Here is a 15,454-nt window from a genome sequence, read left to right as displayed (position 1 = left end):
TATATAACCCCCTTTTTAGAGAACTCCTTTAGTTGATGGAACTGCATCCCCATCTTTTATCTCTTTGGCTTCTTTTATCGATCTTGCAAATGCTTTAAAAAGTGCTTCTATTTTATGATGATCATTTGACCCATATAAAACTTTAAGATGAAGTGTTACTCCTGAATTCATTGCAAAAGCTCTAAAAAATTCTTCTGTCATTTCAGTAGACATTTCTCCTACTTTTTCACGATTAAAACTGCAGTCAAATACTAAATATGGTCTACCACTTATATCAATAGATGAAAACGCAAGAGTTTCATCCATTGGTATAAAAAAGCTTCCATATCTATTAATTCCTTTTTTATCTTTAAGAGCTTCTTTAAATGCTAATCCCATTGCAATTCCTATATCTTCTATAGAATGATGATCACATACATAAAGATCTCCATCACATCTTAAATTAATATTAGTTCTACTGTGAAATGCAAAAAGATTAAGCATATGATCTAAAAAGCCTATACCACTTTTTACATCTGCTTTTCCTTCACCATCAAGATCTATTTCAAATTTAATTTTTGTTTCATTCGTATTTCTTTCAATACTTGCATATCTTTGACTCATAAAAACACCCCTATTTTAATCTTACTTTTATAGAATTAGCATGTGCTGTAAGTCCTTCTTTATCAGCTAAAGTTATTATCTTCTCTCCATTTTCTCTAATAGCTTTTTCTGAGTAACATAAAAATGATGATTTTTTGATAAAACTATCTACTGAGAGTGGCGAGAAAAATCTTGCAGTTCCGCTTGTTGGAAGGACGTGATTTGTGCCTCCAAAATAGTCTCCTACTGGTTCAGGACAATATCTTCCCAAAAATACTGATCCTGCATTTTTTACTTTTCCTAAATAAAGCATTGGATCATCTATCATAAGTTCTAAGTGTTCAGGTGCAACTTCATTTGATATATCTATACATTCATCGATACTGCTGCATATTATAGCTTTTCCAAAATTTTTTAATGATTCCCTTATAATCTCTTCTCTCCCTAGTGTTTTTACCTGTTTTTCAAGTTCATTTTCAACTTTTTTATAAAGATCTTTTGATGTAGTTACTAATATAGAAGATGCAAGTTTATCATGTTCAGCCTGACTCATTAAATCTGCTGCAACAAATGATGGATCAGATTTTTCATCAGCAACAACAAGTATTTCAGATGGTCCAGCTATCATATCAATATCAACCTGTCCGAATACTAGTTTTTTTGCAGTTGCAACAAATATATTTCCAGGGCCTACTATTTTATCTACTTTCTTTAATGATTCAGTTCCATATGCTAAAGCAGCTATAGCTTGTGCTCCTCCAATCTTATATATTTTTTTTGCTCCAGCTATTTTAGCTGTAACTCCTATATAAGGATTAATTCCACCATTTTTATCAGGTGGTGTCACCATAACAATTTCACTAACTCCTGCTACTTTTGCAGGTACAATATTCATAAGAACTGATGAAGGATAAGCTGCTGTACCTCCTGGAACATATACACCAACTCTATTTAATGGAAGCACTCTCTGTCCTAAAAACACCCCATCCTCTTTTGTTAAAATATATCCATTTGATTTTTGTTTTTTGTGATAATACTCTATATTTTCTTTTGCCTGCGTTATTGCTTCAATGAATTTATCTTCAACTTTATCAAAACATTTGTCTAATTCTTCTTCTGTTACTAAAAGAGAGTCTAGCTTAACATTATCGAATTTTTCTGTAAATTCAAAAAGTGCTTTATCTCCATCATTTCTAACTTTATTTATTATATAATTTACGCTCTCTATAACTTTTTCATCAGTCTCCTGCATTCTTGACTGAAGTTTTTTTATAAGTTCATTTTTATTATCATTATTTAATTCCATTAAACTTAGCATATTTTATTCCCCCAAAATTTAATCTATAACATTTTTTATTTTTTGAATAAAGCTTTCTATTTCTTTTTGCTTCATTTTAAAACTTGCTTTATTTACTATAAGTCTTGCACTTATATCACATACAGTATCAAATACTACTAGCCCATTCTCTTTTAATGTAGTTCCAGTTTCCATAATATCTACTATTGCATCACAGAGACCTAAAATTGGTGCAAGTTCTACAGAACCCTCTATCTTTATAACCTCTACGTCCATATTCATTTTTTTAAAGTACTCTTTTGCAACTGTTGGATACTTACTGCCAATTTTTATATGCCCTACTTTTTTAAATATATCATTTTGTGGAAGAGAGGCTACAATAAATTTGCATTTCCCAAATCCCAAATCAAGTACTTCATAAAAACCATCTGAGCTCTCTAATATTGTATCTTTTCCTACAATTCCAATATCTGCAACTCCATGTTCAACATACGTAATTGAATCAGCAGCTTTTACTAAAAAATACTTTATATCAGCTTTCTTATCTTTAAAAACAAGTTTTCTACCCTTGTTTATCATTTCAGAAGGATCATATTCTGCCTTTTTAAGAATCTTAATTGTTTCTTTTTCAAGTCTTCCCTTAGTTAGTGCAATGCTTATGCTCATTTACTTTTCAACCCCTTTTACAATCTTAAAATCTGAAATATAATTACTTGATATCATACTTACAATCTGACCATTTTTTCTAAGCTCATTGCTTTTATTAACGGCTTCAATTTTTTTATCTGGATTATAATATAAGATAACTTTTTCTTCTTTTTTATATGTTCCACTTTCTTTCATATTTTCAATAAGAGAATCTACAGTTATTGAAAAACCTACAGATGGAACATATTTATCTTTTATTTTTATAAGCTTATCATATCTCCCGCCTCTTAAAATAGTATCCCCAACTTTATCACAATATCCTCTGAAAATAATTCCTGTATAATAATTTAATCTAAGCACTAATCCAAGATCAAATGTAACATTTTCTCCATACCCCATTTTTTCAACATTGTTATATATATCTTCAAGATAATCTAGATTTTCTTTAAGTTCTCTATTAAATACAAGCTTTTTAGCTTCATTTAATATCTCTCTTCCACCAAACATCCATGGAAGCTTATTAAAAAATCTTTTATACTCTTCACTTATATTTAAACTATCCAAATAATCTTCAAGATTTTTAAGACTTTTATTCTGAATTAATGATGCGAGCTTTTTCTTCTCATCATCACCTATATCAACACTTTTAAGTACGCTTTTAAAAAATCCAATATTTCCAATTTCAAGTTTAAAATTTTTAAGTCCCAGATTCTTTAGAGCTTCAAGTGCTAAAACTATCATCTCAAAATCACTTTCAATATCACTGCTACCTATATTTTCTACTCCACAATCAGTAAATTCGTTTCTTTTTCCTAAAAGACTCTCATGAACTCTAAAAACATTAGACGAATATCTCATTTTTACAGGAAGTTTTTCGTCTTTTAATTTAGTCTGCATAACTCTTGCTATTGGAATTGTCATATCAGGTCTTAATACTAAAATATGTCCTTTATTATCAAAAAATTTGTACATATCTTCTTCATTAAGACTAACCTTATTATTAAAAGTTTCATAAAATTCAAGTGTAGGTGTTACTATTTCGCTATATCCCCAGCTTTTAAATAAATCATCTATTTTTCTCTCTAGCGTCCTTTTAATTATACAATCATCAAGTATAATGTCTCTTGTTCCTTCCGGAAGCATATTCCTTTTGTTCATAAATAAAGCCCCTTTATTTTATTAATTTATTAATTTATTAATTTATCGATTTAACGTGCTAAACTAATAATATAATAATAGTGTAGCTTATTTTCATTTTTCTGTCAATAATAAATATATAAAAATCGCATACATAGAAATATTTTCTATGTATGCGATTAATACTTAACTTTTTCTTTATTATTTTACTTTAAAGGCAGAAAGTTTTTTATTCATAGAATCTGTTGCTTTTGTAAGTTCCATTGCAGAATTTGCAACTTCATCACCTGCTTTTGTAAGTTCCTCTGAAGATGCTGCAATTTCTTCTGAAGTTGCAGAAATTTCTTCTGAAACTGAAGATACATTCTCAATCTTTTCCATGATATTGTTTTTCTTTGAATCAAGATTATCAAAATTTTCTACTGTTGATTCAATTTTAGGTACTATTATGTCTATGTTTTTATTGATATCTTTAAATGCCTTTAAAGAACTATTTATAACATCATTTTGCTTATTCATACCTTTTTGCATTATAGATGCTTTATCAACCATCTCACTTGTTCCGTCTAAAACATTTTTAATTACATTATTAATTTTTCCTGCTGATTCTTTAGATGCTTCTGCAAGTTTTCTTATTTCTTCAGCTACAACTGCAAATCCTTTCCCTGCATCTCCAGCCCTTGCTGCTTCAATTGCTGCATTAAGAGCTAAAAGATTAGTCTGTTCAGATATTTGATTAATAAAATCTGTCATTTTATTAACTTCATTTACATCCTTATTCATGTTATTTAACGAATTAATAAACCTATCAAAATTTTGATTTAATTCCTGAAGCACCTGAGCAATCTTATTAAGTTCTTTATTGCTTGTCTGAGATTTTGTGCCAACATCTTTAACATGAACATTTATTTTTTTAATATCAGAATTCATCTCATTCATACTTGTTGAAAATTCATTTAACTCACCAGTTATTGATGTTAAATCAGATGCCTGACTTGTATTTCCTTTTGCAACCTCACCTATAGCCTCTGATATATTATTTGTTAAAGCTAAAAGCTCTTCTGATATAGATGCAAGATTTGTAGATTCATCATTTATAGTAGTTGAGTTCTTTTTCATATTTAAAAAGATAACTCCCATTTTATCTATAGTGCCTTCAATTGCCCTATTCATACTTCCTATTTCAGTATTATCTTTTAATCCATTTTCATCAAGTTCTACTGTAAAGTCCCCAGAATTTATTACTTCAAGAGATGATTTTATGTTTTCAATATTCTTTGAAATTTTATTTGTAATTCTATAAGTAAAATATATAACAAGAGCAATTCCTATTACTGCTATAATAACTGTCGCTATCAGAATTTTCTTTACTTGCGATAAAAGTGTATTTTCATCAATTTGAACAGCAAGTGACCATCCTTTATCTGAAACTGGTGCATAAGAAACATATTGTTTATTTTTATTTTCATCAACATAAGTTTCTATACCAGTCTGTCCCTGTGCCATATTTGTGCATATTTTAGATAAATTTTGATCATCTAAAAGGTTATACTGATCTAATACTTTATCTGTATCCTTACTTGCAATTAAAGTTCCATCAGACGAAACCATAAATGCAGAACCTGCATCTAAAACATTTATCTTATTTGTAATAGTTGAATACTCACTCCCACTTTTAAGTCCAACAACTGCGCCAACTACATTTCCATTAACTTCTATAGGGCTTGACATTGCTACAATTACTCTTCTATCTATCCTACTGATAAACGGTTTGCTGACAAAAGATTTACCGTTCATTGCCTCTTTAAAAAAGTCTCTATCTCTTATATCAATAATAGATCCATCAATATAATGTATACTACCATCTTCATAAACTATTCCAGAATTATAAAATTCTTTTGATTCAACCATGTTTTTTAATTCGTCTAAATCTTCTAACGTTATTTCCCCATTATTAATAAAATTAGTATCCTTTGATGCTGATTCAATTACAGCTAAATCTTTTTCTATAGCATTATCTACTTCATTAGAAGCTACCCTTGCAATTTCTTGAAGCATATCAGACGACTTTTCTATAAGTGACTTTCTAACAATTATATAAGCATATGCAGCTAAAATAATACATACAATACTTACAATTGGAAGAACACTCATTAGTATCTTGTTTTTTATTGATTTTGTTTTCATTTTTCCTCAATCCCCTAAAATTTTTTTATCACTCCATACCAAGGAACTCTACTTTTTCTACATATTTAACTTTTTCTATATCTTCTGTTAAAGTTTTTATATCACCATTAAAAGTTGATATATCTATTGTTATTATTATGTTGGTTCTACCATTAAGTGGCAAGCCTTGATATATTGTCAGTATATTTCCACCTTTTTTTGAAATATATTTACTTATATTTGATAAAACTCCTTTTTCATTTTTTATATATACATTTATTGTAATTTTTCTTCCTTCTGAAGATTCTGAAAAATCAAAAACATACTCCTTATATTTATAATAAACACTTCTGCTTATTCCAGTTATTTTAACAGCTTCAGTTATTTCTTTAACTTTACCGCTTTTTAATAGCTTTTTTGTATCAAGTACTTTTTCAAAAACATCTGGAAGTACAGTTTTATCTATAACTAAATAATTTCCGTTCATTAAAAATCTCCTTCTACCTGTGCACCATTTAAGTCAATCATTAACTCTTTTACTGTCCACTTAAAATTCATTTTATTTAAAAATTCAATCATATTTTTAGTAAAATCTTTATTATCTTCACTAATTATAGCCATTATTGTAGGACCTGCTCCGCTTAAATAACATGCATAAGCATTTAAGTCATATGCCTTATTATATACTTCATCAAATCCTTTAATAAGCGATGCTCTAAATTTCTGATGAAAAGAATCATCACATGCAGTCTTTAAAAGATCAAATTTTCCATTTGCCATAGCTGCAACTAAAAGCGCTGCTCTTGATTCATTAAATACTCCGCTTTTTAAAGGAATTTCTTTTGGAAGAACTTTCCTTGCCTTTTCTGTTTCAAGTCTAAAATTAGGAATAATTGATACAAATTTTAAACCTTCTTTTACATTTACTTTATCATAAAATGTTTTATTATTAGAAGACGCCGATACAACCATTCCTCCAAGAAGTGCTGGAGCAACATTGTCTGGATGTCCTTCTATATTAACAGCCATCTCTAATAGATCATCTATACTAAATCTATTATTAAGCATTCTATTTGCTCCAATAAGTCCTGCAATAATACATGTTGAGCTAGATCCAAGTCCCCTTGAAATAGGAACAAATTGATTTTTTTCTGTAATCCTAAGATTACATATAGGTTCATTTGCTCTATCAAAACAATACTTTACAGCTTTATAAATTATGTTATTTTCATTGCAGAATTCCTCTGGAATTCCAAAAAACTCTAATCTATTTTCTGTTTTTTCAAATAAAAACTCATTATACAGATTGAGTGCAATTCCGATAGAGTCAAATCCAGGTCCCATATTAGCTGATGTAGCTGGTACTTTTACTCTTATCATCTTAAGTTTTCCTTCTTCCTATTTTAAAAATTCAAGTAATGCTTTTTTCATTTCATTCTTTTCACATACTGTTTTATGTAAAACTTCAGCATTTTTAAGTCCTGCAAGATTCTTTGGTATCTCATTTTTAGTATCTTTTGAAAGTTTTTCTAAAACATCAAAATCATTTAATTTATCAACTGATATATCTAAAGAATTACAGATACTTCTTGGAAATTTAAATGGACTTGCTGTAGAAAGTATAAGTGCCTCTTTATCATCACCTGTATTTTTAACATATTTTTTCCATACAGAATATGCAACTGCAGTATGGGTATCAATTAAATAATTTTTATCATTAAATATTTCTTTTATAGATTCATGAACTTCATCTTCTATAGCATAATCTCCATAAAAGTCTTTTATAAATTCTTCCATTTCATCTGTTATTTTATAGCTTCCTTCTTCAAATAACTTATCCATAAATTCTTTTGTCTTAACTGCATCTCGTGAAGAAGCTTCATATAATAATCTTTCAAGATTAGATGATACCAAAATATCCATAGAAGGAGATTCTGTCAAAACCAATTCTCTTCTCTTATCATATGTTCCTGAACTAAAGAAATCAGTTAAAACTTTATTTTCATTAGATGCACAAATTAATTTGTCTATTGGAAGTCCCATTTTCTTAGCATAAAATCCTGCTAAAATATTTCCAAAATTACCAGTTGGAACTACAACATTTATTTTTTCATCTAACTTAACTTTTCCTTGATTTACAAGTGCAAAATATCCATAAAAATAATATACTATTTGAGGTACAAGTCTTCCTATATTTATCGAATTTGCAGATGATAAAATATATCCTTTTTTTGCTAAAGAATCCTTAAAATCTGTGTCCCCAAATATTTTTTTTACTCCTGTCTGTGCATCATCAAAGTTTCCCTCTATTCCTATTACTTCGACATTTGATCCCTTTTGGCTTACCATCTGTCTTTCCTGAATTGGGCTAACTCCATGTTTTGGATAATAGACAGCTACTTTAAATCCATCTACATTACTAAAACCTTCAAGAGCTGCTTTACCAGTATCTCCTGATGTAGCTGTTAAAATTGTTATTTCTTCTTTAACATTTAAAAGTCTTTTAGCTCTTCTCATAATCTGTGGAAGGAAAAGAAGTGCTGCATCCTTAAATGCACATGTTGGTCCATGATATAACTCTAAAAAGTTATTCTTAACTGAAACACTGAATCTTCCATTATAAGCATCATGAATTGCCCCTTTTAGATCTTCTTCTGGAATATCTGTAAAATACTCTTTTATAACTTCAAATGCAAGATCTTCATAACTTATAACAGTATCTTTTTTTAATGAATCATATATTTCAGGAAATTTATCAGGTACATAAAGACCTCCATCTTTTGATAATCCATTAATTATTGCTTTTGCTGCAGAGATGCTTTCTTCTGCACCTCTAGTGCTTCTAAATTTCATTTAATCACCTCAAATTTATATTAGATATGAATATATTATATTCTACCCTATTTTATATTAACATGTATTTTTTTTAGCCACAACTTTTTTTGAATTTTTTCATATATAAATATTAAAAGGAAGTACTTGGATTGATTTTTCACTAATTCTTAGAGTAGGACATTTAGGAATTACTATACCGAGCTTTGTAATAATTTCAATAAGTGATTGATATTTTTTAAAAATTCTTTCATAAAATTCCTCTTCACCAGTTTTTCGTAGTAAACCTATAGTATCTTCTTTAGCTGCACATGTCTTTACTACTTTGCCAACGACTCTGCATTTACAATTTACTTCATCAAACATATTTAGTCTAGTATTCATAAAATTATCTTTGTTTATTGTAAGTACAACAGAACATGAACCTGTATTCATAAGCATATCACATGTATTATTGCTTGTTAGTAAACCTTTTAAATACTTTAATATCTTAAGAAAAATACTAAAATTAAAAATTTTATCTTTTTTATTGATCATCTCATTAAGTGTATCTACTCCAAAAATATCAATTACATTAATTAAAGTATCAACATATGTTACTAAACAAGAATTAGTTATCGTTCCTTCAATTTCAACTATATCTCCCGACTTAACATCATTATTAATTATATCACTCTCGTTCTTTTTAAGCAGTATATTATTTTCATTTAAATAATTCACAAGATTACCGTTTAAAACAAAAGTTGTATATGTTGTTTTTAGCTGTTCTTCAACATGTACTACCTGTTTTCCTCCAAGATCTTTATCAATATGATGATGCGTAAGACAGTTATTTAAATCAAGTTTATTTTTATCTTTAAATCCGCTTCTTTCTGTTTTTGAATATGAAAACTGGTCATTTCTCTCTGCTCGATCCCCAATATGAACATCTGCATTTAGATACTTGTCCATAGATTGTGTATACGTTCTTGTTTCTATATATCCTGTAAGAACTAGAGAAGCTAAATTTTTAACAATACCTTCATCAAGATAAATTAGGACATCTAAAAGGCTGTTCATTTTCTTCCTCCATGTAAAAAAGCTTTCTATTTAATTTTAATGCAGACTTTAAAGTAATATTCATAATGATCATAAAATTTATGTTATAATAATATGCTATAATAATTTATATAATTTTAAATAGGAGGTGAATTCTGCTCTTAGTGAATATAAGAACAATAAAAAGAAATGAAAAAAATATTAAATAAAAAATTTTTATATATTTTTAGTATAATTCTAATAATATTATCTTCTACTATATTTTTAATTCGGCATAAGATAAATCTTTCATATAAAATAATATCTAAATACATTATTTTATATAAAACCGAGAAACAAACCAATTTTAAAGATATATCTGCAAGTACTTTAAATGATATTAACATTAAAGATATTAAATATAAGGAAACTTCTGGAGTTTCTTTAAATCTTGATATATACAGTCCAACAAAAGAAGTCTATAGATCCTCTCCTGTATTAATATTTATACATGGAGGAAGTTGGGCTTACGGTGATAAATCACTTCCTGATACACTACTTCCAATATTTGATACCTTTAGAGAATGTGGATATACTGTTATAAGTGTAGATTATCAGCTTATGAGAGAAAAAGAAAATTTTGAAAAACAAATATCAGACGTTAAAGATGTTATAAGATGGGTTTATAAAAATAAAAACACTTATAATTTTAACACATCAGAAATAGGACTTCTTGGAATATCATCTGGGGCTCATCTTGCTCTTATGGCAGGTTACAGCGATAGTTCCTCTTTTACTGATGATCCTTCGCTTAGAACTTATCCTTCAAAGGTAAAATACATTATAGATTTTTCAGGTCCTACTGATTTAAGTCTCTTAGATACCACAAATCTAAATTATGATTTAAAAAAGATATTTGATTCAATTGATGACACTGATGAAGTAATGTCTAAATATAATCCTATAAACTATATAAATAAAGATACTCCAGATACTTTAATAATTCATAGTAAAAATGATTCTTTTGTACCATATCTTTCTTCCGAAAAATTATATAAAAGATGTACTCTTGAAGATAACGTATCTGCAAAGCTTATAACACTTAATGATGCAGAACATGATTTATCAAGTATTTCAAAAAATGATATAATATCTCTTTCAAAAGGACTTATATATTTCATATTAAAAAATTCACCATTTTAATAAAAATGGTGAATTTTTTTTAATAATTATATTCCCTTTTGTTTTCACAAATATTTATTTTAAGCATCTTATCTTTTCTTACTTTTTTATAAGAACATAAAAATTCATTTAATTCAACATCCTTAATGTCTATATTTTTATCACTTATAATAAATACATTTTCCCCATCTAAAACAATTTTAATATCATTTTTATCATTTTTTATAAAATATTCAGATATCTGCTTATCTTTCACTTTATCATCATATTTTTCCTTAAAACTAACCGCTTTTCTAATTGATTGATAATTTGAATCAGATGCTATAGAATTTAAATCAATTCCTGCCATCTTAATCTGTTTTTCAAAATTTTCTGGATCAAGTCCATATCTTTCAAGAATTTTCTTTTGTATTTGAATAAATTTTTCCTGTGATATATTATTCTCCTGCATGTATTTTACTATATTTTGTGAAAATTCTCCCATATTTAGACTTCCAGATTCCATTTTATAATACATTGAATAAACATAATCTTCAAATTTATCAACATCCTGCTCTTTAACCTTATTCTTTATTTCATTAAAGTCAATTATCTCACTCATAAAAATTCCTCCATACATTAAAAAGTGATTCTAATAGTTTTTATCTCAGAAATACATTATTGTACCATTTCTAATATGTATAAATATAATATTAAGTTTCTATTTAAATTATATCACCTTTTTTTAATATATTATATCAATAATTCACTAATATAAAGTATATATTAAATAAATTATTTCTAAATATTTGTCACTATATTGTCATATTAAATCTATATAATAATAATTGTAAAGTAATTAAGCATTACTATATTATCCCCCTATTTTACCGGATGCTATTTAATCATTTTAGCATCCGGCTTTTATTATATGTATAAAAAAATGAATTATGTTAATAATTAAACAATACATAATAAAAATAAAAGGAGTATAAAAGATGCATAGATTAAAACATATAGGTATAATTCCTGATGGGAATAGAAGATGGGCCGCTAAAAATAATCTTTCAAAAGACAGGGGGTATTCACACGGAATAATTCCAGGATACACTATATTTAAGTTATGCCAAAAAGAAAACATAGAAGAAGTTACATTTTTTGGTTTTACAACCGATAATACAAAAAGACCTGCTATTCAGAAACAATCTTTTACAAAAGCTTGTATAGATTCTGTTAATGTTCTTACTAAGGAAAACTGTGAAATATTAGTTGTTGGGAATTCTAATTCAGATTGTTTTCCAAAAGAGCTAAAAGAATTTACAGAAAGAAAAAAATTTGGAAGTGGAGGAATAAAAGTTAATTTTTTAATAAACTATGGATGGAAATGGGATTTAAGCAAAATAAGAACAAATTCATTAAGTATTGAAAAATCTATCGCTTCAAAAGACATATCAAGAATTGATATGATAATAAGATGGGGAGGTAGAAAAAGATTAAGTGGCTTTTTGCCAGTTCAATCAGTTTATTCGGATTTTTATAGTGTCGAAGATTACTGGCCTGATTTTAAAGAGAAAGATTTTTATGATGCACTAAAATGGTATGAAGATCAAGATATTACTTTAGGAGGCTGATTATATAAGAGAAATAAATTAATTCTATATTTCTTTTATATAATCAGTAGTATTATTTTAAATCATTAAGATCATAAGGAGTATTCTGATATACGCAATAGTTAAGCCAATTTCCAAAAACTATGTTAGCAGTAGATCTCCACAAATAGCTAGGCTCTGCATCTACATTATCGTCAGGAAAATAATTCTTAGGTAATTCAATATCATTGCCTTTACTTTTATCTCTTAAATACTCATCTTTAAGTGTATTTCTATCATATTCAAGATGTCCTAATACAAAAATCTGTCTTCTATCCTTTGTTGCGACTATAAATACACCTGCTTCTTTTGACTCTGCAAGGATTTGAAGTTCCTCTACTTTTTCAATATCTTCTCTTTTTACCTTAGCATGTCTTGAATGAGGTGCATAAAATACATCATTAAGTCCCCTTGTAATCTCATCATTTTCATAATTTGCCCAGTGTTTAAACACACCAAAAATCTTTTTTTTCAAATCATATTTTGGAACATTATAATGATAATAAAGTCCTGCAAGTGCTGCCCAGCATATATGAATAGATGAATAAACGTGAGTTTTACTCCAATTCATTATTTCTTCGAGTTCTTTCCAATAATCAACTTCTTCAAAATCCATCTGTTCTACTGGTGCCCCTGTAATTATAAGTCCATCAAATTTTTTATCTTTTATATCATTAAAATCGCTATAAAATTTCTTTAAATGCTCTATAGGAGTATTATGTGAAATATATGTTTTAGTCCCTATAAGAGTGATTTCAACTTGAAGAGGAGTATTAGAAAGATACCTTAATATCTGATTCTCTGCTTCAATTTTTTTAGGCATAAGATTTAATACAGCAATTTTAAGAGGTCTTATATCCTGCATGACGGCTCTATTATCACTCATCACGAAAATATTTTCATTAGATAACACTTTATATGCTGGTAAATCCATTGGTATTTTTATAGGCATCTTATCACTTCCTTTTTTTATTATTTATTGCCTTATAATATATAATATTAAATATTTTACATAGTTTCAAGGAAAAAATTTATATTCTTTTTATTCACATCTAGGTTTTATTAATCTTGCTGCATATATAACAGGTGTATCAAGAAGACTTGTAGCAATAAATATTATGTAACTACTCCATACTATTTCTAAAAGTACAGGTATTTCATAAACACCGTAAAAAGCAAAAACTGCAAATAAGAATGTATTTATAAATTGCGATATTAATGTTGAACCATTATTACGAAGCCACAAAAATCTTTTTCTATCATGAAATTTCTTTTCTGTAAAAGCCCACCATTTATGATATGCCCATACATCAAATCTTTGAGAAATTGCATAAACAATAAAACTTGCAAACATAAGTCTTGGAGTATTTGAAAAGATAGTTTTCATATAAGGCATAGCCCAATCATTTTCATTTGGAGTATATAGAAGCCATATTTGAGATACTACAATGAATAATATAGACGTAGCTATTCCTATATTAACTGCTTTTTTAGAACTTTCTTTTCCATACATTTCACTTAAAATATCAGTAATTAAAAATGTAGATGCAAACATTATATTTCCAAGTGTCTGCTGCATTTTAAATGCATCAATAAGTATAAGGACTTCAATATTAGCTGTAATTGTTGCAAATACAGTAAAACCATAGAGCCCAGATTTTCCAAAAAGATAATATGCTAATAAAACTCCTCCAAAGACTACAATTAAATTAATAAATAGTAAAATTTCATTATTCATAAATTAATCACGATCCTTTCCAACACCAAAATCAGTATTATTAAGGAGAATATCAATTGATTCATTATCCTTATATATTGGATATAGCTTTTGAATAAATGTATTTATTACATCTTTATCAGGCTTAACATTAGTTGTATTCTCATTCATTATATTTACAAATACTCTATCAAAGTATTTAAGTCCTGTTTCAATATCATTTTTCATACTTTCAGATGTTTGTCCAGTAATTCCAAATAAAAGACATATCTCATCAAAATATGAAGCAATTACTTTAGGATCATGTTCATAAATACCTTTATCTAAAACATTTTCTCTAAAATCATAATCAAAAGTCTCAACTCCTGCCCTTAATTTTAAAGTTATACCTAGTTTTTTAAATCTATCACGAATATTCTTAATCTGATCTCTATGCTTATAATGAGATTCAAAATGAAGTTCCTTTATATCTTTATCTAAGCATGTTTTTTCTATTAATTTCATTGTTTTCTCATCAAGATCTACAAAACTTCCTGAATTTATAACTTCAAGCTTGCCATATTTCCCTGTTACATTGCTTAAAGCCTCACTATTTAATTTAAAATTTGATTCAGTATCTTTTGAAAAATCAAGATGATAATCACAGAATTTGCATCTTCTCCACGTACATCCACTTCCACGAAGCATTACTATCTCCCTATTATTTTTGCCTGTTATTGTACTATAACGAACTGGATTAAATTCTTTTGACATTTTGTTTCCTTCTTTCATAAAATTTCAGTCCGTAAATAAAAACTACCTTTATAAATATCAGATTTGTATCTAATAATTTACTCAGGCAGCAATCCATCTTATAAAAATAAAAAGGGCCTCACTTATAAGTTAATTTCTTATAAGATAAGCCCATCATAAAATACATATAAAATAAATTATTCCCTAGTTTTATTTATAGACAGGATGGTTACGAACTGTCTTATTTATTTTCATTTGGTAGTATATCATTATTATTAAGTTTAATCAAGTTTTTATGTATAACAAAAAAACACTTCCAATATCGAAAAAATAAATATATCGATACTGAAAGTGTAAATTTTAAATTAGTATACTATATTAAATAGTATTATTCTTCAAATCCTTCTGGGAATTCTGCATTATGATAAACATTTTGTACGTCATCATCATCTTCAACTCTAAAATGGCTATATAACTAAGTTTATAACATTTTCTGTTATACTTATATTACGATAT

General features: G+C 27.5%; 15 protein-coding genes. 2 read left to right on the top strand and 13 right to left on the bottom strand.

Features of this window, described 5'->3' with window-relative positions; translation table 11 throughout:
• Positions 1-15: 15 nt before the first annotated feature.
• From hisB to MTX53_RS05505, 9 genes are all read right to left on the bottom strand, one after another.
• The gene (gene hisB, locus MTX53_RS05545) at positions 16-603 is read right to left on the bottom strand and encodes an imidazoleglycerol-phosphate dehydratase HisB (protein WP_244835261.1); all 588 of its coding nucleotides are present in this window, start codon (positions 601-603) and stop codon (positions 16-18) included.
• Positions 604-613: 10 nt separating this feature from the next.
• Positions 614-1,900, bottom strand: coding sequence for a histidinol dehydrogenase (gene hisD / locus MTX53_RS05540; protein ID WP_244835260.1), 1,287 nt, complete (start codon positions 1,898-1,900; stop codon positions 614-616).
• An 18-nt stretch (positions 1,901-1,918) separates the two neighbouring features.
• Entirely contained in the window at positions 1,919-2,545 is a 627-nt protein-coding gene (gene hisG, locus MTX53_RS05535) for an ATP phosphoribosyltransferase (RefSeq protein WP_244835259.1), read from the bottom strand.
• The gene (gene hisZ / locus MTX53_RS05530; protein ID WP_244835258.1) at positions 2,546-3,685 is read right to left on the bottom strand and encodes an ATP phosphoribosyltransferase regulatory subunit; all 1,140 of its coding nucleotides are present in this window, start codon (positions 3,683-3,685) and stop codon (positions 2,546-2,548) included. It abuts the gene before it with no gap.
• Between the two features lie 180 nt (positions 3,686-3,865).
• Complete coding sequence (locus tag MTX53_RS05525) at positions 3,866-5,851, bottom strand: methyl-accepting chemotaxis protein (protein WP_244835257.1); 1,986 nt, start codon at positions 5,849-5,851, stop codon at positions 3,866-3,868.
• A gap of 28 nt (positions 5,852-5,879) precedes the next feature.
• Entirely contained in the window at positions 5,880-6,317 is a 438-nt protein-coding gene (locus MTX53_RS05520) for an ACT domain-containing protein (RefSeq protein ID WP_244835256.1), read from the bottom strand.
• Complete coding sequence (gene thrB / locus MTX53_RS05515) at positions 6,317-7,210, bottom strand: homoserine kinase (protein WP_244835255.1); 894 nt, start codon at positions 7,208-7,210, stop codon at positions 6,317-6,319. Before thrB ends, MTX53_RS05520 begins: the two co-directional genes overlap by 1 nt.
• 18 nt (positions 7,211-7,228) lie before the next feature.
• Positions 7,229-8,683 (bottom strand): threonine synthase, encoded by a 1,455-nt coding sequence (gene thrC, locus MTX53_RS05510; protein ID WP_244835254.1) that lies wholly within the window; start codon positions 8,681-8,683, stop codon positions 7,229-7,231.
• A 99-nt stretch (positions 8,684-8,782) separates the two neighbouring features.
• Positions 8,783-9,721: a hypothetical protein gene (locus MTX53_RS05505; RefSeq protein ID WP_244835253.1), complete on the bottom strand. Its 939-nt coding sequence runs from the start codon at positions 9,719-9,721 to the stop codon at positions 8,783-8,785.
• A 168-nt stretch (positions 9,722-9,889) separates the two neighbouring features.
• On the opposite strand from MTX53_RS05505, the gene MTX53_RS05500 reads away from it, so the two are divergent.
• On the top strand, positions 9,890-10,882 hold the full coding sequence (locus tag MTX53_RS05500; protein ID WP_244835252.1) for an alpha/beta hydrolase: 993 nt from the start codon (positions 9,890-9,892) through the stop codon (positions 10,880-10,882).
• 19 nt (positions 10,883-10,901) lie between these two features.
• Here MTX53_RS05500 and MTX53_RS05495 read toward each other — a convergent pair whose 3' ends face one another.
• Entirely contained in the window at positions 10,902-11,462 is a 561-nt protein-coding gene (locus MTX53_RS05495; RefSeq protein ID WP_244835251.1) for a DUF3867 domain-containing protein, read from the bottom strand.
• A 376-nt stretch (positions 11,463-11,838) separates the two neighbouring features.
• Here MTX53_RS05495 and MTX53_RS05490 point away from each other — a divergent pair, with 376 nt between their 5' ends.
• Positions 11,839-12,471: an undecaprenyl diphosphate synthase family protein gene (locus tag MTX53_RS05490; protein ID WP_244835250.1), complete on the top strand. Its 633-nt coding sequence runs from the start codon at positions 11,839-11,841 to the stop codon at positions 12,469-12,471.
• A gap of 52 nt (positions 12,472-12,523) precedes the next feature.
• On the opposite strand, the gene metA is transcribed toward MTX53_RS05490, so the two are convergent.
• From metA to MTX53_RS05475, 3 genes are all read right to left on the bottom strand, one after another.
• Entirely contained in the window at positions 12,524-13,441 is a 918-nt protein-coding gene (gene metA / locus MTX53_RS05485) for a homoserine O-succinyltransferase (protein ID WP_244835249.1), read from the bottom strand.
• A 90-nt stretch (positions 13,442-13,531) separates the two neighbouring features.
• On the bottom strand, positions 13,532-14,227 hold the full coding sequence (locus tag MTX53_RS05480) for a queuosine precursor transporter (protein ID WP_244835248.1): 696 nt from the start codon (positions 14,225-14,227) through the stop codon (positions 13,532-13,534).
• Between the two features lie 3 nt (positions 14,228-14,230).
• Positions 14,231-14,959 (bottom strand): radical SAM protein, encoded by a 729-nt coding sequence (locus tag MTX53_RS05475; protein WP_244835247.1) that lies wholly within the window; start codon positions 14,957-14,959, stop codon positions 14,231-14,233.
• Between the last annotated feature and the right edge of the window lie 495 nt (positions 14,960-15,454).

The organism is Clostridium sp. BJN0001, from assembly GCF_022869825.1.
Lineage (GTDB): Bacteria > Bacillota > Clostridia > Clostridiales > Clostridiaceae > Clostridium.
The sequence above is the reverse complement of the archived record's forward strand: the minus strand, read 5'-3'. Positions and strand labels throughout refer to the sequence as shown.